Genomic DNA, 20,752 nt, shown 5'->3' on the forward strand with positions numbered 1-20,752 from the left:
ACATGGGAGACATTATCAAAACAGCACAGTGCAGGTTTTGCGGTCAGATGGTACAGATTGAGACCGACAAGGAACTGACGCAACCACAGGCAGAGGAACAGGCAACAATGACATGTAACTGCACAGAGGCGGTCGAGTATCAGAAAGAGAAACAGAGGAAAGAAAAGGCAATGATGAATGTGTCTGCCTTGTTTGGAGAGAACGCAGCACCGGACAAGAGATGCGGTGAGGGCATCGTGAACATCTTAAAGGCAGCAGTCGAGGAGATTTACACCGGAGGACTTGCGAAAGTCACATTGAACCTCCGAGGGGGGGGCAAAGCATCAATTTCACAGAATGCAAAGGGTGAAATCAACGTCGAACGTACAGAGACAAAGAAACAGAAACTCACAGAGTAATAACAGGAGGTTGAACAGATGGCAGCAGGATTCAGCGTGAAAGACGCACTCAACAAGAACAGCAAAGCGGGGATTGATGAATCTCCGAGAGCGAGATTCCGGACAAAGGACATTTCAATTTTCAAGATGTACCGGAACGATATGAATTTTTACAGTGTAGAGCAGATTGAGGAACTGGCAGGAGACATCCTCATGTATGGGTTGAAACAGAACCTTGAACTTGTATATGCACCATGCGACAAGGGCGAATATAGAATCGTAGCAGGTGAAAGACGATGGGAGGCTCTCAAGTACCTTGTGTCAAAGGGATATAAAGAATTTGAACTTGCAACCAGTAAATTGACAACGCCACAGGATAACGACGAGGAGCAGGTTGAAATCATAATTGCGAACGCATACCGTACAAAGACGACCTCCGACATGATTGAGGAGGAAACACGCCTCAAGGCATCTCTTGAACGTATGAAAGCAGCGGGAAAGAAAATCAAGGGATATGACCTGCAATCCGGACGATTGAGAGAGGTGATTTCCTCAATGCTGCACATGAGCAAAACAAAGGTTGCTCAAATAGAGGCAGTCAACAACAATCTGATTCCGGAATGGAAAGAGGAACTCAAGGGAGAACGCCTCACATTTTCCGCAGCCTATGAATTGAGCGGGATGACAGAGGACGAGCAGCGGGAGGCACTGGGGAAATTCACAGAAACCGGAGAACTCACACACAAAGATGTGAAAGACATGAAAGCAGAAAGGGCAGCAGGGCAGCAGGTGTCAGAATCCGACACAGAGACAGAAATCGGCATGAACCCGCCGGAAGTGAGAGCGGGCGACGATTACGAAACACCGCATCCGGAGGGAATCACATCAATATGTTATTCCTGCACCGAATATGAGACATGCAACGTCAAAACCGGAACATGTACATCATGCGACCAGTACAAGAACCGTACAGAGGCATACAAGACCGACGAGCAGAGATATTCAGAGGAACAGGATGCAATCGACCGTGAGACAAAGAAAAAACTCCGTGAGATGGAGCAGGAGGAGAAGATGCAGAAACTCCCGTCAACAGCACCGGAGGAAATAAAGACAATCAGAGTGTCACAGGACAAATTCGAGGAATACACGGGAGAATATAGAAAACCGTACATGATAACAAAAGACGACGGATTCAAGGTCGGAAATGTCGTCAAATTAGTAGTATTTGCAGCAGGTAAAGCGACCGGAGAGACGGCAGACATGAGAATCACCTGCAAAGATGATGACATCACATGCAGTGGACTGTCAGACGGTTGGTGCGTTATCGGTTTAGGCGAGGCATAGAGGAGACAGAATGAGTCATAAACAGAGACACCCGTATTTGATGCAGATTGTATATATCATCAAATACAGATTGAAGAATTGGAGGAAATAATTGAAAACAGTATATGTCAGAACAAAGACAAAAGACGAGGCAAGAAAGAGAGCGGAGTGGCTCTATATGATATTAAGGGATTGCACTCCGGTTATTGCAGATTTGCACACATCAAAAGCACAGGTTGTGACTGAATCAATGGTTATCAAGTATGTTCCGGAAAACTACACAATGGACGGAATACGATGCGACATTGCAATCGGGTTCGGGCAATTAGGAAAAATCATCGCAACAGAGAACACCTGTGATAATTTGATGGACGAAAGAGAACTTGCAAAGTATATCGTTGGCAATGAAACGATTTCAGAAAATGAAAATATCGAATGCAGGAGGTAAAAATCAATGAATGACATCAAAAGAGGCGAAATGTTCTATATCAGCAGAGGGGGGGCATCCTACAACGGGAGCGAACAACACGCAGACCGTCCGGCGGTAGTGGTTAGCAACAACAAGAACAATGAGAACAGCAATGTTGTTGAGGTTGTATATATGACTACACAGCCAAAAACAGACCTCCCGACACATGTGACAATAAGGTCAACAGGCAGAATCAGCACGGTATTGTGTGAGCAGGTTTATTCGGTATCAACGGAACGCATCGGAACATATATCGGAGAGGCGACAGACAAGGAAATGGAGAATATCGACATTGCTCTCATGATTTCCTTGCAGTTGGATAATGGCATTAAGACAGCAAAAGAGTATTACAAGACCATCAAGGAGCAGCAGGAGGAAATCGACAGTCTCAAGAGAGAAATTGAGACAATGCAGCAGGAGCATGAGGAGGCAATCGCAGAGATTGAACAGGATGCAGCAGTATACGTTGAGGAAAACAAGAAAATTGCAAATATGACATCATCAGAGGACACAATCAGATTACAGACAGAAAGAGACACATACAAGACCATGTATGAACAGTTACTCAACAGATTAGTGAATGGAGGAGCAGCATGAACAAAAGCGAGTTAAAGGCAATATTTATCAATGCAAAGGCAACAGATGCGAAATACATCGGAGTGAGCATCCAAACAGAGGGCAGCAGTCAACCGGAAATCATCATCAATCCGAATCCGAATTTTGATGCGAAATTTGACTACTACATGGAGGCATACGACGACGATTTGATTCTGATTGCAGCAAAGGGCAAAAAGGACATCAGAATCACGGCAGCAGGGCAAGGAAACCGTTTCGAGGATATTGAATGTCAGTTATTAGGAGAGCGGGGCAAGGGTTGGAAAGAACTCATTGCAGGAGCGATTGACAATGCGTATGAGAAAATGATTGCAACCACACCTCCAACGACAGAGGAGGAACAGACCCATTGTGAAATGATAAAAGAGGCAGTCAAGGGAATGTTCATCAATGAGAGCAGGACGGCAGCAGAGGCAGAGTTCATCAAGACACACATTGTCGACTATGAGAAAATATTCGATGTCTGCATGAACGGTGATGACCTTGAGTTCAAAAAAGGACTTGTCAGATTGCAGAAAATGCAAAATGAATATGTCATGCAGCGGGAAAATGACTGATAGAGAAAAAGAGGCGTTCATCGGCGGAATAGAATTTGCGAGAGACTGGAATCTCGACATCCCGCCGGATGATTTGCGTTTATACGAGAGATTGATTCAAGAAAGGACGGAAAAAGAGAATGAACAAAGTCATATTGATGGGTAGGCTCACAAGAGACCCGAATGTCAGATATACACAGCAGAACAGTTCACAGGAATCCATGTGCGTGGCACGTTATACACTGGCAGTCGACCGCAGAGGTGCAAGAGACGGGCAGCAGTCAGCGGATTTTATATCATGCGTCGCATTCGGTAAAAATGGCGAATTTGCAGAGAAGTATTTGAAACAGGGAACGAAAATTGCTGCAACTGGCAGGATTCAGACAGGTTCATACACCAACAGAGACGGTCAAAAGGTATATACGACCGATGTTGTGATTGAGGAACAGGAATTTGCAGAAAGCAAGAGGGTAGCAGGAGAACAGGCAGAAAATGCCGGATATTCAGACGCAGGAGACGGATTCATGAACATTCCGGACGGTATCGACGGCGAATTGCCTTTTATGTAAGCGAAAAGGAGGGTTGTGATAATATGGGAATCTTAAAAGGCATAATTGACCGATTTCGGGCGATGGGAAAAACGGAAAAAGAGATTTCGGGCATTATTGAGACGGCAGCAGACAAAGCGACCGTAAATCCGGATGTCACGAAACCGGAAAAACCGAAAGAACCGGAAATGAAGATTGAAACAACAGCAGAGGCGTTCGTTGAGGCAGTTTTGCAAATGGGAACGACTTTGCAACAGGCAAAAACGGCAATTTTGAAAATGAGCAGTTTGAGAGATGCGAAAAATCGCAAAAACACGAATAACTGGCGTAAAATGCACGGTCTGCCTATGAGAAGAAAGCAGAAAGCGAGGAAAAAGCATGAAAGAGGAAAAGGAGCAGACGGTCATTGAAAAAACCTTGCTATATCTTGAAAATTATCGTGAAATGGAACGATACATCAACGAGGCAGTATCAGAGACCTCTCAAGTGCCGGATATAGGCAAATACAACATATCAGCAGAAAAGGCGTTCTTGCAATCGGTCAGAGAGTGCCGTGCAGAGACGGTCATTCTGTTTGAACACTTGAAAAAGGCTCTTGCATCGCTCAAGGAAGATGCAGAGGCAGCAGGTGAGGGGTACAAATACGACACTCTTGAGGCGGTCTATATAAAGGGCATGTCATACGAGGATATAGTGAGGGAGACAGGATGCGGACGCAACTCACCGAAAAAGTGGTGCAGGGTGATGATTCAGCGGTTGTCAATCAAGTTATTCGGTGCAAAAGCGATTGAAAATGATAAAAACGGAGTGAAAACAGGGTGAAATGAGGGTGAAAACAGGGGTAAAAAGTGGGTGAACAAAAGACAAAATAAACGTGATAATATGTTAGCGTGAACAGTTGAGACGAGCGATTGCAGATGTGCAGTCGCTTTTTTCTTGCCTGTTTGCCCTCCTGTTATATGCGGGTGGGATATACACAGTCATGTGCATAACTGCCCGCCTCTTGTGGATAACATAGCAGGAGAACACAGCAAGAGAGGAGAACACAGATGCTATTGAAATCATGCAGGTGTGGGAAGTTGATTCCGCAGTCAATGAAGATGTGCGAGGAATGTGAGCAACGGCAGCAGTCGAGACACATGATATATAACAACACACGGCGAGACGAGAGAGCAGCAGAGTTCTATGTATCAAAGGAATGGCGGGCGATGCGAGAGCGTATCATTGAGGTCTATGACAACGTAGATATATACGCATTATATGTCGAGCATGAGTTGCTCACATGCAATCCGGTTCACCATATCATTGAACTTGAGGACGACTGGGAACAGCGTTTGAATCCGTTCAACCTCATACCTCTCAACCATAAGACACACAACACAATCACTGCTTTATATAAGCAGAGCAAAGCAAGTATGAGAGCAACACAAAAACAGTTGAGGTCACTGATTGAGTACCACTTTCGAGAGGCAGGGGGATATAAAAAAGTTTTGTGCGATTCGTTTTTAGTCGCACCCCCTCTTTTCCTTGGAGAAAACTCCCCACGAGAATTTCAGTAGATGGGTACATCCGAAAGAGGTGTCAGAATGTGACACAAAAGCACTGAAATACTGACGGAAAGGAGGTTTGTTGCATCATGGCAGGACAGAGACAACCCACAGATTTGGTTGTGATGAATGGGCGAAAGCACCTCACAAAAGCAGAAATTGAGGCACGAAAAAACGCCGAGGTCACAGCACCATGCGACAAAGTGAGACCTCCGTCATATTTGACACCGGAACAAAAGAAACAGTTCCGGAAGATTGCGAAAGAATTACTCGAAATCAAACTGATTTCAAACCTTGATTGCGATGCACTGGCGAGATTGCTCATTGCACAAACGCAGTACATCGAAATCACAGAGCAAATCAGAGCAACTCCATTGATGGAGGATGTTCCAGTCTATGAGATGCGGGAAAATCCGGACACGGGCGAAAAAGAACGTGTGCAGGTCGGTACAAGACAGGTCGTTTCCGGAGAAAGAGAACGCCTCATGATTATTCAAGACCGCTGCATGAAACAGTGTAGGCAGGGAGCATCAGATTTCGGACTGACAGTTTCCTCCCGCTGCCGTTTGGTCGTACCGAAACCACAGCAGCAAAAGCCGGAGAACAAATTTGCGAAATATGCAAATTAAGGCATGGCAAAAGCAGGAGAAACACAAGACCGCTGCACACAATACGCCCTTGATGTCGTATCGGGCAAGATAACAGCCGGAGAATATGTCCGTCTTGCATGTCAGAGGCATCTTGACGACATCGAAAAATCGAAAGCAGCACCGTACAAATACTATTTCGACGTTGAAAAGTCAGAGGAAATCATCAATTTCGCAGAGGAATTGACCATTGCAGAGGGCGAGGAAAATGAGCATGTGACGGCATATCCGTTCCAGTGTTTCATTTTAGGGTCGCTCAATGGATGGAGAACAAAGGAAAAGTCATACAGACGATTCAGAACATCCTATGTGCAATTAGGACGACAGAACGGAAAATCGTTCATCAATGGTATTTTGGCGTGTTATTACGGCAATTTTGACGGGTACAAGTACGGAAAAATATTTTGTACGGCTACAAAGCAAGACCAAGCGAACATTGTTTTTGACGAGGTCGCAAAATTCATCAATTCCGACGAGGATTTGTCAGAGTGGTTCAAGGTTCACGACCACAACCACACGATTGACTGTTTGCTGACACATTCGGAAATCAAAGCGTTGTCCGGAGACACAAAGTCACTTGACGGACACCGTGCATATTTGGGAATCGTCGACGAGTATCACGCACACAAAACAAATCAGATGTACAAACTGCTTGAGGGCGGTATCAAGAAACTCAAGTCGGCGTTGATTTCAGTTATTACGACAGCAGGGTTCGACCTCAAGTCGCCGTGCTACAAATTATATGAGTATTGCTGCAATCTACTCAAGGGCGTTTTCGAGAATGACAGTCAATTTGTCTACATCGCACAGATGGACGAACACGATGACAGGTACACACCGGAAAACTGGATAAAAGCGAACCCGATTCTTGAGTTTGACAGGGATGCACTTGAGAACCTCATTCCGATTGCACACACTGCCCGTGATATGGGCGGGGAGGACTTGAGAGATTTCCTTGTAAAGCAGTTGAATATGTGGATGCAGTGGTCAAATTCACTGTACATCAAGGACATTGCATCATGGAAAGCATGTGCCGTTCTGAAATCACTCAAGGATTTCAGAGGGTCAAAGTGCTATGTCGGCGTTGACTTGTCATCCGGAGGCGACTTGACATCAATCGCAATCGTGATTCCGTTCATGGTGGAGGACACGAAAAAATATTTTGTTCACACACATTCATTCATTCCGTCCTCAAGGGTGGATGAACACATCAAGACCGACAAAGTGCCATACGACGTATGGATTGAAAAAGGTCTTGTGACGGTAACGGAAACACTGGGAGGAATCAAGACAGATTACAAATATATCATCAAATACCTTGAGGATTTAGTGAGAGAATACAACCTCAAACCGCAGTTGATTTGTTACGACCCACACAACGCATCAGCATTCCTGTCAGACCTTGAGGCGATGGGATTCGATTCAATCTCTGTCACACAGACAGCAAAAGAGTTGAACGATGCGACCGTTGATTTCAGACTTGAGATTCTTGCGGGCAATGTGGAAATCGAGGGAATGGAAGTCGGCAAAGAGGGAAACAAGATAGTTGTTCCGGTCGACAGCCTGCTTGTATGGTCGATTGCAAACGCAAAGACCATTTCAAACAACTACGGCGAAATAAAGATTGACAAGGACATCACGACAGAACGAATTGACCCGATTGACGCTATCATCGACGCATGGAAACACGCAATGAAAGAGGAGTATCGACCGGATGTGAACGAAACTGTCAATGAATGGCTTGAACAATTTGAAAAATACATGAAGAAAGGCGGTGAGAAATAAATGAATCCGTTTCAAAGACTAGGAGCAAAAATTTCAAATTGGTGGAAAGGCGAACCACAGGACAGCGGGGGCAAAACGACATTGAACTCACCGTCATTCCTTGAGCGGATAGGACTGAAAAGAAAAGGGAAACCGACATCAGAGGTCACATATTTCACATGTCTCAAGATGCTGTCAGAAACCCTTGCAAAAATGCCTATCAAATATTATCAGAAAACGGACAAGGGAATCATTGAGGCAGAGGCGACAGATACATCAAAACTGCTCTCAAAAAGACCGAATCCGTTCATGACACCAACAACATTTTGGAACACGGTTGAAATCAACCGCAACCATTACGGAAACGGCTATGTGTATATGAGAAAGAAGTTTGACCGAAAGAAATTCGGCGGTGAAATAAAAATCGTTGATTTGTGGGTCATGCAGTCAAATTGTGTGCAGATAGTCGTTGACGATGCAGGGATATTCGCAGGAGTGGGGCGTTTGTGGTACGTCTACACAGACCCGACATCCGGTCGTCAATATGTGTTCAGTACAGACGAGGTGATGCATTTCAAGACATCTTTCAGTTTTGACGGAATCACAGGACTACCAGTACAGCAGATATTAAGAGACACGGTTGCAGGTGCATCCGAATCACAGGCGTTTATGAATAATCTGTACGAGAGCGGTCTGACGGCAAAGGCAACTCTTGAATATACCGGAGAATTGAACGAAAAGGCAAAATCAGCACTTGTCAAGTCGTTTGAGGAGTTCGGCAGCGGAGCAAAGAACACAGGAAAAATCCTGCCTGTTCCGTTAGGAATGAAACTCACGCCCCTTGACATCAAACTGACTGATTCGCAGTTCTTTGAACTGAAAAAATATAATGCCCTGCAAATCGCCGGAGCGTTCGGAGTGAAACCGAATCAAATCAACGACTATTCAAAGTCGTCATATAGCAACAGCGAAATGCAGCAGTTATCGTTCTACGTTGACACAGAACTGTTCATCATCAAGCAGTACGAGGAGGAAATCAATTTCAAAATGCTGCCGGATGAAGATGCAGACGACGGATATTATTACAAATTCAACGAAAAAGTATTATTCCGAACCGATTCAAAAACACAGATGGAATATTTGAGAAACGGTGTCGGTGGAATGATTATCAAACCGAATGAGGCAAGACGTAAACTCGACATGGAAGATGCGGAGGGAGGCGATGTCCTACTTGCAAACGGTAGCATCGTACCGTTGACGATGGCGGGTGCAGCATATTTGAAAGGCGAATCCGAACAGGAGAACGCCGATGAACCGGAACAGCCGGAGGAAGAAACAGAGCCGGACACAGAGCAGCCGGACACAGCAACAGAACCGGACGAAACCGACGAGGCAGAGGACGAGGATGAACAGGAGGGAGGTGAATAATCATGCCAAAAAAGAGACGTTTTGATTTTACAAAGAAGAATAAACGCAACGGGAAAGTTGAAAATGTCGGCTATTTGAATTTAGAGCAGGACGAGGAGCAGAGCAGATGTTCCTTGTATTTCTACGGTGACATTGTATCAGCAACATGGGAATCCATGTGGTACGAGGAGGACAGATGCCCGCAGGACATCGCAGATTTCCTCAACCAGTTAGATGGATATGAGGACATTGACATCTATTTCAATTCCGGCGGTGGCGATGTATTCGCAGGACTGGCAATCTATAACCAGTTAAAACGATACGACGGACACAAAGTCGGATATGTCGACGGAATGGCAGCATCTATCGCATCAGTTATCATGTTCGCATGTGACGAACTGCATTTTGCAACAGGTGCTCAAGCAATGATTCACAAACCGTTATGCATGGCATACGGAAACGCAGACGATTTCAAGGCAGTTATAAAGCAGTTGAATCTCTGCGAGGATTCGATTCTTGATGTCTACATGGAGCATGTGCAGGAGGGTGTCACAAGAGACAAGATTCAGACCCTTATGAGCAATGAGACATGGTTTGACAGTAAGAAGATGCAGCAGTATTTCGACGTTGAAATCGAGGAAAAGGCAGCAGTTGCAGCGTGTGCATCCGACTTTTTCGAGAAATACAACAATATTCCGGAGGTACTCAAAGGAATTGACACAAAGGACATTGTCGATGCCGTAATTGCAGAATTGGAAAACCGGAACAATGCAGCAGCAGAGGCAGAGAAACAGAGAATCGAGGCAGAAAAGCAGCAGATTCTTGATGATTTATACCTTTACGGTATGTAAGAAATGGAGGACAGAAAGTCATGAATAAGGAATTACAGAAGTTATTAAAGCAGATTAACGACAAGAAGAATGAAGTCAAGAGCCTTGTGAACGATGGAAAACTCGACAAGGCAAGAGCAGCAAAGGAGGAACTCGTAGAATTACAGAACAGATTCGACCTCCTCTATGATTTGGACGAGGACGAGCAGGACGGCATCGAGAACAAGGTCAAGGATGGAACTGCAAAGCAGGTCGGCGGGGATGTCAAGCCGGACAAAAAGAACATCGTGAAATCATTTGTCAACATTGTCAAAGCCGGATTCCTGCACAAAGAGGCAGACGAGGCAGACATCAAGGTGTACAAGGATGCACTCACATCCGACACAACCGCAGGAAGTGAGGGAGAGGTCGGAATCGGTGTCACAATTCCGGAGGACATCAGAACAGACATCATCGAGTTGCGTCGTTCGTCCGACAACCTTGAGCAGTATGTCAATGTCGAGGGCGTAACAACTAAGACAGGAACACGAAACATCGAGGTTGATGCAGAATCGACACCATTTGACAATGTTGACGAGGCTGCGGATTTTCCGGAGATGGACGAACCGGAATTTTTACCGATTGAGTACAAGGTAAAGAAAAAGGGTGGAATCCTCAAGATGACAGCAGAGTTACTTGAGGACACAGCATCCAACATCATGGCATACATCAATAAATGGATTGCGAAAAAGACAAAGGCAACCCGTAACGCAATGATTCTCAAGGTACTCAATGAGATGACAAAGGGAAAAGAGGTCACAGTCGAGAATCTTGACAGTCTCAAGGACATTTTCAACGAGCAGTTAGACCCTGCAATCGCTGACAATGCAGTTGTTATCACGAATCAGAGCGGTTTCAACTATCTTGACAAGTTAAAGGATAAAGACGGCAACTATATTTTACAGAAAGACCCGACACAGCAGACAAAGGGAAAGATGCTTTTCGGTGAATATCCTATCATCAAATTATCAAAGAAAACTCTTGCATCCGAGAAGATTATGAACACCGATGGTCACACAGTCGATGGGTACAAGCATCCTATTTTCTGCGGTGACTTAAAAGAGGCAGTCACACTCTTTGACAGAAATGTCCTCACAATCGACCTCAATGACAAGGGTGCGGGTTTATGGGATAAAGACATGACCGGAATCAAGGTGCGTGACCGTTTCGATGTGCAGCCTGTTGACAAGGGAGCAGTCATCAAGGGTCAGATTACAGAAGTTATCAACGGGTAATATGGCAGCAGGGCGGTGAATCCGTCCTGCTAATTGAAAGCAGGTGAGAACATGACGGATGAAGAAAAAGAGAAGTACAGAGGCGGTCTGATTGCTACATGCAAGATATATTGTCACATCGACTATGATGACGACATTGAAATCCTTGAATTGATGCTTGACACGACACTGGATGAAATGACGGAACTGATTCCGAATTTCGACCGGAACAACCTCACAAGCCGTCAAAAACTGCTTGCATTTATGTCCGTGAAAGAACTGTACGACAACCGTGACAAGTACCGGAGCGACACAAAAACGCTATCCGCTGCCGTTTCCTCCATGTTACTGAAAGAAATATACGGAGGTGCAGCAGAATGACGGGGAGAATCAAGATAATTCGTAAGACAACAAGCGTTGTTGATGGCAGACGGCAGCAAGAGGAACAGGAATTTTTCTCATGTTGGTGCGATGTCAAGAGTTTGGGAACAAACGAGAAATACAATGCCTTGCAGATAGGTCTTGAGAACACGATTGTGTTTGAAACGAGAGCCTGCGACAAGATGGAGGAAATCAGATTGAATCTGAAAGAGTTCTATGCAGTGTATAAAGGCATTGAGTTCAAGATATATGATGCGTGTCCGATGTTCACAGACGACAGGAAATATCAGTTGAAATGCAGAGCGGGAGCATAGTGTCATAATCTGACACCGGAGGTGATGCAGTGAAAATTGAGATGGAATTTCAAGGTTTGAAAGAACTTATGAAAGCATTTGAGGACGCAGCAAGCGACGAGGACATAAAAGAGGTCAATCAAAAGATTGTCAAGCAAAGCGAACCAGTCGTGAAAAACATCATGTCCGGTAAGATTCCGAAATCTGCGGACATTAAATTGTCCGGTCGAGGATTTGGTTCAAAGTCATCCGTGACATCACATGCAGCGGACAGCATACCGATGGGAGCAGTCAAAATGAAAGACACAGGAGCAACAGCAGATGTCGGATGGGAAAAGTCGGACAATAGCGAACACTTTTATGTGAAATTCATAAACTGGGGAACTATCTATCGCCCGCCTCAAGAATTTATCTATGCAACAGGGCGTGAGGCAGATGCGGAACTGCAAAAAATCGCAGAACAGGAATATCAATCATATTTAGACAACACATTGAAATGAGGTGAGAGCATGAGCAGCAGTCCGGACATCATCAAAGATGCATCCGACGCATTGAAACCAATATCAGACAGGAAAATCATTGTGATGCAAGGATGGTATGACAAAAACATCCATGACAGACATGTGACATTGTGGGATTTGGGAGAAAACGACGAGAATTTTTCGGACGACGATGCAGAGGGAGTGACGCTGTCAGTGCAGGTCACTATATTTTCAGAGAATGACGAGGTTGAACTTGCGAGGGAAATCAAGTCACTCATGAAAGAAAATGATTTCTCATTTGACGGCAGGAACGGAGACGATTCAAAGCCGGAGGACGGAATCTATATGAAAGCACAAAGGTTTTCAAAGTTTTATGAAATGGAGGAATAGACATGAGCGAAACAGTAACACAGGTTAGCGACACAGAACAGAAGATTGTGAGGAGTAGAACTTGCGGTTGTAGAGATTTCTACATCGCAAAACTCACACAGAACGATGCAAAAGCATACGTTGCAGAAACTCCGGTCAAACTGGCAAGAGCAATCAAAGCAAAGGTTGACGAAAAGTGGAGTTCTGAAAAGATTTACTCTGACGATGGAACAGAGGAAGTCATCAATTCCTATGAGGGAACAGAAATCGAACTTGAGGTCAATGCACTCGCACCACAGGACAGACAGATTCTTTTCGGTCAGTTATACGAGAACGGTTTTCTTGTAAAGACTGCGGATGACAAAGCACCGGAGGTCGCTGTCGGATGGAGAGAAAGAAAACTCAACGGAAAGTATGATTTCAAATGGTTATACGCCGGAAAGTTCGCAGAGGGCATCAGTGAGGAGGCAAGCACAAAAGAGGGCAAATTGTCTCCGACAACAAAGAGCATCAAGGGTTCATTCTATGAGAGAAGTCTTGACAATGCGTATGAGATTTCGGTTGACGAATCAAACCTCGTTTCCGGAGACACAAAGGCAGCAGAGGCAATCAAGGCATGGTTCAGCAAAGTGCAGGAGAAAAACGGCGGTTTAGGCTAATAAGAGGACATATAACAGGAGGATAAATCATGAAAAGAAAAATTATAGTCAATAACAAAGAGTTTACAATGCCGAAAATGTCAATCGACACATACACGGAATATCTCGAACTTGCAGAGATTGTCGACGCAAAACAGAGGTATTCAAAGCAGGACATTGAGGCGATGGGTCTTTTTATCTGCAAAGCATACGGAGACCAGTTCACCGTTGAGGAATTAAAGAATCCGGAGACCGGACTTGATGCAGCAGGTTTGATTCTTGAGTTCCAGTTCATCGACATGGGAATTGCAGAAGAACTCACCAAGAGAATGGAGAACATCGAGAAAAATTTTCAGAGTGGCAAGTGATACCGGAAATCGAGGTCACTTGCAGAGGTGAGAGACTTTTCATCAATTCCGTAACGGTAGAACAGTATAAAAAATACATCAGTCTCATGGAAAAGAATGACACGGAGAAATTCTCCGGAGTGATGTTTTTCAACAAAAAGATAATGCAGGAGATGTTCGGGAATGAATTGTCGCTTGCAGCAGTTGGGGAGGTTGATGCAGTTGAATTTCTGACGGCAATCAAGACGGTTCATTTCATCATGCAGAATATTGTTGCAGAGAAGATGTTGAACATTGTCGAGGTTGAGCAGGTGGAAAAAGAGGCATCCGCATTCGATGACTATGACCGTGAAAATGGATATGAGGACGAGGACGAACAACCGGAGGAAAATCAATGGAAAGTCTGCGGGGAAATTGTTGACCGTGTTGTAAAAATTGCGATTCGGCTATTGAAAAACTCATACAGTCAATGCATGAAAGAGAACATTGTCACGTTGTTGGACTACTTAAAATTTGAATTAGATACAATCAACGAAAATCAGTAAGAGAGGAGGCGACCGAATGGCTTATACAAGCGTCAAAATATCGGCAGATTCGAGCAGTTATCAATCGCAAATGAAATCAGCAGCATCGCAGATGAAAGTCTTGTCTGCGGAATATACGACGGCAGCGACGAAAGCAAAGTTGTTCGGGTCGGAAACAGACAGCCTCAAGGCAAAAGCCGAATCGCTCACTCAAAAAATCACGGTGCAGAAAAACATCGTGAAATTGAACAGTGAGCAGCAGGAGAAGTTGACAAAGAAACTGTCAGACCAAAAGACAAAGCAAGAGGAACTCAAAACAAAGATTGATGCTGCAAAAGAGGCTTATGAGAAATCGACAGCAGAGACCGGAAAGAACTCCGAACAGTCAAAGGCACTCAAAGAGGAACTTGACAAGTTAGAGAAAGAGTTTACCGCAAATGAGACAGCAATCGGAAAGACGGAGACCGCACTTGCGAATCAGACAGTAAAGACGGAAAAGTCAAAAACTGCTCTCATGAACATGGAGGCAGAACTAAAAAATGTTAATGACCAGTTGAAAGATAATAAACTTGAAAAATTTGCGACCGCTTGCGATACGGCGGGAACAAAGATGGAAAGTTTCGGAAAGAAAATGTCGGTTGTCTCTGCCGGAATTGCGGGCATTGGTGCAGCATCTATTGCAGCGTTCAAAGAACTCGACGAGGGATATGACACCATAGTGACAAAAACCGGAGCAACCGGAGAGGCACTTGAGGGATTGACAAAGTCTGCGGACAATGTTTTCGGCACAATGCCGGAGGATATGTCGACGGTAGGCGAGGCAATCGGAGAAGTCAACACAAGATTCCATACAACAGGAACGGAACTTGAAAAGACCTCAAAACAGTTCATACAGTTTGCAACAATCAACGGAACAAACGTCACACAGTCAGTTGACCAAGTTGACAAAATTATGAAAGCGTGGAACGTCGATGCATCACAGACGGGAAACTTGTTAGGATTGCTCACGGCAAAGGCACAGGAAACCGGAATCTCTGTTGATACATTAGAGGGATATGTCCTCGACAATAACGCACAATTCAAAGAAATGGGATTGTCATTGCCTCAAGCAATCAATTTGATGGCTCAATTCGATGCAAACGGCGTTGATTCCACTCAAGCAATGGCGGGTCTGAAAAAAGCATTACAGAACGCCACATCAGAGGGAAAATCAATGGACGAGGCGTTGTCAGATACTATCGGCAGCATCAAGAACGCAAAGACAGAGACCGAGGCGATGCAGATTGCAACGGAATTGTTCGGGAAAAAAGGTGCTGCGGAAATGACAAAGGCAATTCGTGAGAACAGAATTGACCTCACCAGTCTTTCATCATCAATGGAGGAATACGGTTCAACAGTCGAGGACACATACAACGGAACTCTCGACCCGATTGATAATGCAAAAGTTGCGATGAACAACGCAAAACTGGCATTGTCGACACTGGCATCCACAGCACAGACATCCGCAGCACCTATGATTGAGAAACTGACCGGAAAGATTCAAGAGTTGACAAAGTGGTTCACGTCGCTCTCTCCGGCACAGCAACAAACAATTCTCAAAGTCGGTCTTGTGGTCGCTGCTATCGGTCCGTTGTCAATCGGATTCGGTAAGGTGGCAAAGGGAATCTCCGACACAGTAACAACCGGACAGAAATTTGTTTCCGGAGCAGCAAAGATAATTGCAAAGATTACGGCTAAAACAGCAGCCACGGCAGCAGGAACGGCAGCAGATACGGCAGGAACAGCAGCCACGGCAGCACATACGGCAGCCACAACAGCAGCCACGGCAACAACCGGAGGAATGACAGTGGCACAAACGGCACTCAATGCAGTTATGAACTTGTGTCCGATTATTTTGATTGTGACACTGATTGCCGGACTGATTGCAGCAGGTGTCGCCCTATATAAAAACTGGGATAAGGTCAAAGAAAAATTGTCCGAATTGTGGGGCAACATCAAAGAAAAATTCAATGCAATCAAAGAGACCATCACGGGAGCATTCACGAAAGCGAAAGAGGCGGTCACGAATAAGGTCAAGGAAATCGGTGACAACATAAAAAATAGCACAATAGGACAAGCTGCATCGAAAGTATTCAACGGCGTAAAGGACACGGTTCACAATGTCATGTCGGCAGCGACCGAAACGGCAAAGGAAAAACTGGGGAACATGAAAACCGCCTATGAAGAAAACGGAGGCGGTATCAAGGGTATTGTTGCTGCCGGATGGGAGGGAATCAAAGGATATTATTCAGCAGGATTCACATTCGTTGATAATTTATCCGGAGGGAAACTCTCTGAAATCAAATCAAAATTCTCTGAAAAGACATCGGAAATCAAAACAAAGGTTTCCGAGGGTTGGGAGAATATGAAAACCACCGTCACCACAAAAATGACGGAATGGAAAACCAACGCATCAAACAAACTGAATGAAATAAAGACGAATTTTTCAACAAAGGTTTCAGACATCAAGTCAAATGTTTCAACAGGTTGGGAGAACATGAAAACCACCGTCACCACAAAAATGACGGAATGGAAAACCAACGCATCGAATAAATTGACGGAAATCAAATCCGGATTTTCCTCAAAGGTTTCGGAGATAAAAACGAAATGGTCGACGGATTTCACGAACATAAAGGACAAGGCAACCTCACTCATGGAGACGGCAAAGTCCAATGTTTCAACGAAACTCAATAATATGAAATCCGCATACAGTGAAAAAGGCGGGGGAATCAAGGGAATCGTGTCTGCTACGTTCACAGGCGTAAAGGACACAATGAACTCTCTCATGAGTACGGCGAACACTTTGACGGGCGGGAAACTTGACAGCATCAAGTCGGCTTTTTCGTCAAAAATGGGAGCAGCAAAGTCAACCGTTTCATCTGTACTCGACGGCATTAAGGGAGCATTTTCATCAAAACTTGAGAGTGCAAAGTCAACCGTTTCAAGCGTGATTGAAAAAATCAAGGGCGTGTTCAATTTTAAATGGTCATTGCCACACTTAAACCTGCCCCATATTAGCGTGAGCGGAGGAAAAGCACCGTTCGGAATTGGAGGAAAGGGTTCACTCCCGTCGTTTTCGATTCAGTGGTATAAATCCGGCGGTATCATGACGAATCCGACCGTGTTCGGAATCAACGGAAACAGTCTCATGGTAGGAGGCGAGGCAGGAGACGAGGCAATATTGCCTCTTGCGGAATTTTACAACAAATTGAACAGCATCCTTGACAAGAAACTGGATGCAGTACAGAAATCGCAAGTTGTGTATGTAACGAATCACACATACATTGACGGCGACGAAATAGCAAGCAGAACCGTGTCAAAGGTTGATGCGGAAATGGTAATAAATAAGCGAAAAGGGAGGTAAAACAGGGCGATGAAAATAAACGGAATAGACATCAAGAAATACGATGCAAAGCAGTTGACCGCCGATGTGCAGCCTCCCTCTTTTTCAAATTCTTATGAATGGCTGACGAGTGCAGCACTGCCGACGGAATTTGAGACAGAGGTTCAGATGGGTCATTTGAAACTGTCAATATATTTCAAAGGCAAGGACAGGAACAACATCATCCGTGCTGCATCGGAGTTCATGAGCAATTTCACAAAGGCTTGCAAGATGGAACTCGACGGCTACAAAGGAACATACATCGGATTCATCACAACAAATGACTACGAAAAAAAGAATGTAAAACAGAGGTACATTGTAAACCTCGAATTTGACGGCTTTTTCGTCGATGACGACCTCTCAATCACATTCGACGGGAAAACCTCTGCATCGTTCTATAAAGTGGGTACAAGAGACGCTCCGTGCGTTGTGGAGGTATATGCAAAGAGTGCCTTGACGAATTACACAATCACCGGACTGGGAGAGGATGACATCATCATTGAGAGTTTGGCAGCAGGAAAGACGGTTGTGATAGACGCAAAGACCGGACTTGTGACAATCGACGGGGCAAATGCATTCGACAAGGTGAACATGTGGACGTTTCCGGTATTAAAGACCGGAGAAACAGCACTCACATTCTCCAACACAAAGGCGAGAGTGACTATCAGATACACGCCTATGTGGATTTAGGAGGTGAGAGCATTGCAGATTTTTAATGACAAAAAGAAAAGAATCGGAACATTGTCCGGATTCAAGAACAAGGAAATCACCACGACACTGGATTCCGGAGACAAAGAGTTGTCGTTCAGTTATCCGACAGCGGGAGCATTGGTTGACCTGCTAAAAGAAGAATATTATATACGCACCAAAACGGACGAATATGTCATCAAAGCGGTTGAAAAGGGAGAGCAGTTCAACAAATACACAGCAGTCCTCAATGTCGAGGAGCTGGAGGGAACGCCGTTCCCGTATGGTTTTGAATCACAGGAGCAGACAATCAAAGCGTGTCTTGAGTTTGCGTTCGAGGGTACGGGATGGCATGTCGGAACATGCACCGTCACAAAGAAAAGAACCATCGACGAGCAGGAAAGCGTCACGGCATGGGATGTCCTGCAAAAGTGCCTCACGACATATCGTTGCGAGTGCATCATCCACTCTCTGACAAAAACAATCGACATATATGACCGGATAGGGAGTGACAAAGGTTGCTATTTCATGGAGGGGTTGAACCTCCGGAAAATATCATTGAAGTCGGACACATACGATTTTTACACAAGAATCTATCCGATAGGCAAGGACGGCATCACACCGGAATGGTTGACCGGAAAAGATTACATCGACAATTTTCAGTACAGTTCCAAAATCAAGGCGTATGTTTGGAAAGACGAAAGATATACCAATACCACAAGTCTGATTGAGGATGCGACAGCAAAGATTGAGGAAATGTCAAGACCATATAAGGCATACACCGCAGAGGTGGTCGACCTTGCGAAAGCGTCAGAGGAATACAAAGACATTCTCTCATACGGAATCGGAGACACGGTCACACTTGTGTCAAAGAAAACGAGGACGAGGGAAAAGCAGAGGATTGTCAAAATCACAGAATATCCGGAATCGCCGGAAAAGAACACGGTTGAGATTTCCAATGCGAGAAAGACATTCGCAGAGATTCAGAAAGAGGAGACGGCAGCAGCCACGGAGGAGGCGGTCTCCATCTCAAACAGGGCGACAAAGAAAGTCCTTGAGAGTTATTCGACCACGGAGGAAATAGAAACCAAAATCACGGCATCAAAAGAGGCTATTGAGGAGGGCGTTTCCTATAAACTAAAAAATTATTATACGTCGGTCGAGATGGATTCGTTGATAAAAGCGACAAAGGATGAAATCTCACAAGAGGTCAAACATGTGGAGGAAAATTCGATGCACAACTATGTTGTGAACGGAGATTTTTCAAACGGGTTTGATGATAATTGGTACAACAATGACGAGACAAACAACTCCGTGATGGATGTGTCCGGTTTGGGTACGGTTGCAAAAATACTGAAAACATCCTCAAGCAGTTCCTATATACGGCAGAATTTAGGGAAAATACCTGCGGGAACATATCGTGTGAGATATAAGGCAGCAACAGCAGCAGGGTACGAAAGCACGGCAAGGGTGCAGGTGGGGGCGTTGGGAAGTTATTCAACGACATCCTCCGGAATGTTAAAGAGCAAAGAGTTCACGACGATTGAACGTGAAATCACGGTATCAGAGGGAACGAAATATATTTACATTTACGCATACACACAGAACGCACCCGTGTATATCACAGATATTGAAGTATTAGGATTGTATTCATTGTATGCGGATGCAAAGATTCAAGTGACTGCGGAGGAAATAACCTCCGAGGTCAACAAAAAAGTGAACAGCGATGATTTCGGAACACTAATCACACAGAACGCATACAATGTCCGAATTGCATTCAACAAAGGCAGTTCGTACATGCAGTTTGATTCGACAGGAATCACGATGTACACAGGAACTATCACAGACAACACAAAAAGAACACGATTCGATTACAACGGTGAACATTTCTATCGTGACGGAAAATATGTCGGAAAAATCGGAACAAACACCATGATAGGGAATGACAGTCAGAGAGGACTTGTGTTTGATATAGAATATGACACAGCATATATGTCATGGGCGAACAAGGAAAGTGCAAACGGCAGTTCATACATGATGAAATGGGCGTACTGCACACAACAGTGCGACAATTATGAGGCGAATATGCTACATGCAGGGGCAGACATTAACATGCACTATCATAAATTGAGAAACGTGAGTTTTGAAGATGGGGCAATCAATGGAACATTGACATTCAAGCAACCTTTAGCAGTAAGCAGCGACGGAACATTGTCAAAATGGGCAACAGCAACATTGACGTTCAAGAATGGGATTTTGATTTCGGGTGCGTGGAGTAACGGATAAAACAGGAG

At 44.7% G+C, this 20,752-nt stretch carries 24 protein-coding genes; all 24 read left to right on the forward strand.

Annotated features, from left to right (window positions below; genetic code table 11):
- Nucleotides 1-2 precede the first annotated feature (2 nt).
- The 24 genes from DWW68_RS02535 to DWW68_RS02650 all read left to right on the forward strand — a co-directional run bounded on the left by DWW68_RS02535 (nucleotide 3) and on the right by DWW68_RS02650 (nucleotide 20,744).
- On the forward strand, nucleotides 3-398 hold the full coding sequence (locus DWW68_RS02535; protein WP_243052992.1) for a hypothetical protein: 396 nt from the start codon (nucleotides 3-5) through the stop codon (nucleotides 396-398).
- Between the two features lie 18 nt (nucleotides 399-416).
- Complete coding sequence (locus DWW68_RS02540) at nucleotides 417-1,721, forward strand: ParB N-terminal domain-containing protein (protein ID WP_118588759.1); 1,305 nt, start codon at nucleotides 417-419, stop codon at nucleotides 1,719-1,721.
- 91 nt (nucleotides 1,722-1,812) lie between these two features.
- Nucleotides 1,813-2,148, forward strand: a complete 336-nt coding sequence (locus tag DWW68_RS02545; RefSeq protein WP_118588760.1) for a hypothetical protein — start codon at nucleotides 1,813-1,815, stop codon at nucleotides 2,146-2,148.
- 6 nt (nucleotides 2,149-2,154) lie between these two features.
- The gene (locus DWW68_RS02550; protein WP_199641172.1) at nucleotides 2,155-2,766 is read left to right on the forward strand and encodes a type II toxin-antitoxin system PemK/MazF family toxin; all 612 of its coding nucleotides are present in this window, start codon (nucleotides 2,155-2,157) and stop codon (nucleotides 2,764-2,766) included.
- A complete protein-coding gene (locus DWW68_RS02555; protein ID WP_055287234.1) occupies nucleotides 2,763-3,341 on the forward strand; it encodes a hypothetical protein in 579 nt (192 codons plus the stop codon). Before DWW68_RS02550 ends, DWW68_RS02555 begins: the two co-directional genes overlap by 4 nt.
- A gap of 119 nt (nucleotides 3,342-3,460) precedes the next feature.
- Entirely contained in the window at nucleotides 3,461-3,889 is a 429-nt protein-coding gene (locus DWW68_RS02560) for a single-stranded DNA-binding protein (RefSeq protein ID WP_118588761.1), read from the forward strand.
- Between the two features lie 23 nt (nucleotides 3,890-3,912).
- The gene (locus DWW68_RS02565) at nucleotides 3,913-4,278 is read left to right on the forward strand and encodes a hypothetical protein (RefSeq protein ID WP_118588762.1); all 366 of its coding nucleotides are present in this window, start codon (nucleotides 3,913-3,915) and stop codon (nucleotides 4,276-4,278) included.
- Nucleotides 4,247-4,690 carry a hypothetical protein gene (locus tag DWW68_RS02570; RefSeq protein WP_055287240.1) on the forward strand — a complete coding sequence of 148 codons (444 nt, stop codon included), beginning with the start codon at nucleotides 4,247-4,249 and terminating at the stop codon, nucleotides 4,688-4,690. Before DWW68_RS02565 ends, DWW68_RS02570 begins: the two co-directional genes overlap by 32 nt.
- 227 nt (nucleotides 4,691-4,917) lie before the next feature.
- A complete protein-coding gene (locus DWW68_RS02575; protein WP_226972221.1) occupies nucleotides 4,918-5,427 on the forward strand; it encodes a hypothetical protein in 510 nt (169 codons plus the stop codon).
- A gap of 77 nt (nucleotides 5,428-5,504) precedes the next feature.
- Nucleotides 5,505-6,044 (forward strand): phage terminase small subunit P27 family, encoded by a 540-nt coding sequence (locus DWW68_RS02580; RefSeq protein WP_055287242.1) that lies wholly within the window; start codon nucleotides 5,505-5,507, stop codon nucleotides 6,042-6,044.
- 3 nt (nucleotides 6,045-6,047) lie between these two features.
- On the forward strand, nucleotides 6,048-7,847 hold the full coding sequence (locus tag DWW68_RS02585; RefSeq protein WP_118588763.1) for a terminase TerL endonuclease subunit: 1,800 nt from the start codon (nucleotides 6,048-6,050) through the stop codon (nucleotides 7,845-7,847).
- An 81-nt stretch (nucleotides 7,848-7,928) separates the two neighbouring features.
- Entirely contained in the window at nucleotides 7,929-9,254 is a 1,326-nt protein-coding gene (locus DWW68_RS02590) for a phage portal protein (RefSeq protein ID WP_243052994.1), read from the forward strand.
- Nucleotides 9,255-9,256: 2 nt separating this feature from the next.
- Complete coding sequence (locus DWW68_RS02595) at nucleotides 9,257-10,084, forward strand: head maturation protease, ClpP-related (protein ID WP_118588765.1); 828 nt, start codon at nucleotides 9,257-9,259, stop codon at nucleotides 10,082-10,084.
- Between the two features lie 20 nt (nucleotides 10,085-10,104).
- The gene (locus tag DWW68_RS02600) at nucleotides 10,105-11,337 is read left to right on the forward strand and encodes a phage major capsid protein (RefSeq protein ID WP_118588766.1); all 1,233 of its coding nucleotides are present in this window, start codon (nucleotides 10,105-10,107) and stop codon (nucleotides 11,335-11,337) included.
- A 51-nt stretch (nucleotides 11,338-11,388) separates the two neighbouring features.
- Nucleotides 11,389-11,697 carry a head-tail connector protein gene (locus DWW68_RS02605; protein WP_055287252.1) on the forward strand — a complete coding sequence of 103 codons (309 nt, stop codon included), beginning with the start codon at nucleotides 11,389-11,391 and terminating at the stop codon, nucleotides 11,695-11,697.
- Entirely contained in the window at nucleotides 11,694-12,011 is a 318-nt protein-coding gene (locus DWW68_RS02610) for a phage head closure protein (RefSeq protein WP_118588767.1), read from the forward strand. Before DWW68_RS02605 ends, DWW68_RS02610 begins: the two co-directional genes overlap by 4 nt.
- 29 nt (nucleotides 12,012-12,040) lie before the next feature.
- On the forward strand, nucleotides 12,041-12,490 hold the full coding sequence (locus DWW68_RS02615) for an HK97-gp10 family putative phage morphogenesis protein (RefSeq protein ID WP_118588768.1): 450 nt from the start codon (nucleotides 12,041-12,043) through the stop codon (nucleotides 12,488-12,490).
- A gap of 9 nt (nucleotides 12,491-12,499) precedes the next feature.
- Entirely contained in the window at nucleotides 12,500-12,862 is a 363-nt protein-coding gene (locus DWW68_RS02620) for a hypothetical protein (RefSeq protein ID WP_118588769.1), read from the forward strand.
- 2 nt (nucleotides 12,863-12,864) lie between these two features.
- A complete protein-coding gene (locus DWW68_RS02625; RefSeq protein WP_055287260.1) occupies nucleotides 12,865-13,500 on the forward strand; it encodes a major tail protein in 636 nt (211 codons plus the stop codon).
- A gap of 29 nt (nucleotides 13,501-13,529) precedes the next feature.
- Nucleotides 13,530-13,847, forward strand: a complete 318-nt coding sequence (locus DWW68_RS02630; protein WP_118588770.1) for a hypothetical protein — start codon at nucleotides 13,530-13,532, stop codon at nucleotides 13,845-13,847.
- A complete protein-coding gene (locus tag DWW68_RS02635) occupies nucleotides 13,844-14,371 on the forward strand; it encodes a hypothetical protein (RefSeq protein WP_118588771.1) in 528 nt (175 codons plus the stop codon). The genes DWW68_RS02630 and DWW68_RS02635 overlap by 4 nt, the downstream gene beginning before the upstream one ends.
- A 16-nt stretch (nucleotides 14,372-14,387) precedes the next feature.
- Nucleotides 14,388-17,753, forward strand: coding sequence for a phage tail tape measure protein (locus tag DWW68_RS02640; RefSeq protein WP_243052996.1), 3,366 nt, complete (start codon nucleotides 14,388-14,390; stop codon nucleotides 17,751-17,753).
- A 9-nt stretch (nucleotides 17,754-17,762) separates the two neighbouring features.
- Nucleotides 17,763-18,461, forward strand: coding sequence for a phage tail domain-containing protein (locus DWW68_RS02645; RefSeq protein ID WP_055287266.1), 699 nt, complete (start codon nucleotides 17,763-17,765; stop codon nucleotides 18,459-18,461).
- Nucleotides 18,462-18,473: 12 nt separating this feature from the next.
- Nucleotides 18,474-20,744, forward strand: a complete 2,271-nt coding sequence (locus DWW68_RS02650) for a phage tail protein (RefSeq protein ID WP_158576789.1) — start codon at nucleotides 18,474-18,476, stop codon at nucleotides 20,742-20,744.
- Nucleotides 20,745-20,752: the final 8 nt, after the last annotated feature.

Origin of the sequence: Eubacterium sp. AF16-48, assembly GCF_003479405.1 — a bacterium.
GTDB lineage: Bacteria > Bacillota > Clostridia > Lachnospirales > Lachnospiraceae > Eubacterium_G > Eubacterium_G segne.

What these genes read in the sequence shown, in the direction of transcription:
- DWW68_RS02535 (WP_243052992.1), top strand. Translation starts at nt 3, where the DNA reads ATGGGAGACATTATCAAAACAGCACAGTGCAGGTTTTGCGGTCAGATG.
- DWW68_RS02540 (WP_118588759.1), top strand. Translation starts at nt 417, where the DNA reads ATGGCAGCAGGATTCAGCGTGAAAGACGCACTCAACAAGAACAGCAAA.
- DWW68_RS02550 (WP_199641172.1), top strand. Translation starts at nt 2,155, where the DNA reads ATGAATGACATCAAAAGAGGCGAAATGTTCTATATCAGCAGAGGGGGG.
- DWW68_RS02555 (WP_055287234.1), top strand. Translation starts at nt 2,763, where the DNA reads ATGAACAAAAGCGAGTTAAAGGCAATATTTATCAATGCAAAGGCAACA.
- DWW68_RS02560 (WP_118588761.1), top strand. Translation starts at nt 3,461, where the DNA reads ATGAACAAAGTCATATTGATGGGTAGGCTCACAAGAGACCCGAATGTC.
- DWW68_RS02565 (WP_118588762.1), top strand. Translation starts at nt 3,913, where the DNA reads ATGGGAATCTTAAAAGGCATAATTGACCGATTTCGGGCGATGGGAAAA.
- DWW68_RS02570 (WP_055287240.1), top strand. Translation starts at nt 4,247, where the DNA reads ATGAAAGAGGAAAAGGAGCAGACGGTCATTGAAAAAACCTTGCTATAT.
- DWW68_RS02575 (WP_226972221.1), top strand. Translation starts at nt 4,918, where the DNA reads ATGCTATTGAAATCATGCAGGTGTGGGAAGTTGATTCCGCAGTCAATG.
- DWW68_RS02580 (WP_055287242.1), top strand. Translation starts at nt 5,505, where the DNA reads ATGGCAGGACAGAGACAACCCACAGATTTGGTTGTGATGAATGGGCGA.
- DWW68_RS02585 (WP_118588763.1), top strand. Translation starts at nt 6,048, where the DNA reads ATGGCAAAAGCAGGAGAAACACAAGACCGCTGCACACAATACGCCCTT.
- DWW68_RS02595 (WP_118588765.1), top strand. Translation starts at nt 9,257, where the DNA reads ATGCCAAAAAAGAGACGTTTTGATTTTACAAAGAAGAATAAACGCAAC.
- DWW68_RS02600 (WP_118588766.1), top strand. Translation starts at nt 10,105, where the DNA reads ATGAATAAGGAATTACAGAAGTTATTAAAGCAGATTAACGACAAGAAG.
- DWW68_RS02605 (WP_055287252.1), top strand. Translation starts at nt 11,389, where the DNA reads ATGACGGATGAAGAAAAAGAGAAGTACAGAGGCGGTCTGATTGCTACA.
- DWW68_RS02610 (WP_118588767.1), top strand. Translation starts at nt 11,694, where the DNA reads ATGACGGGGAGAATCAAGATAATTCGTAAGACAACAAGCGTTGTTGAT.
- DWW68_RS02620 (WP_118588769.1), top strand. Translation starts at nt 12,500, where the DNA reads ATGAGCAGCAGTCCGGACATCATCAAAGATGCATCCGACGCATTGAAA.
- DWW68_RS02625 (WP_055287260.1), top strand. Translation starts at nt 12,865, where the DNA reads ATGAGCGAAACAGTAACACAGGTTAGCGACACAGAACAGAAGATTGTG.
- DWW68_RS02630 (WP_118588770.1), top strand. Translation starts at nt 13,530, where the DNA reads ATGAAAAGAAAAATTATAGTCAATAACAAAGAGTTTACAATGCCGAAA.
- DWW68_RS02640 (WP_243052996.1), top strand. Translation starts at nt 14,388, where the DNA reads ATGGCTTATACAAGCGTCAAAATATCGGCAGATTCGAGCAGTTATCAA.
- DWW68_RS02645 (WP_055287266.1), top strand. Translation starts at nt 17,763, where the DNA reads ATGAAAATAAACGGAATAGACATCAAGAAATACGATGCAAAGCAGTTG.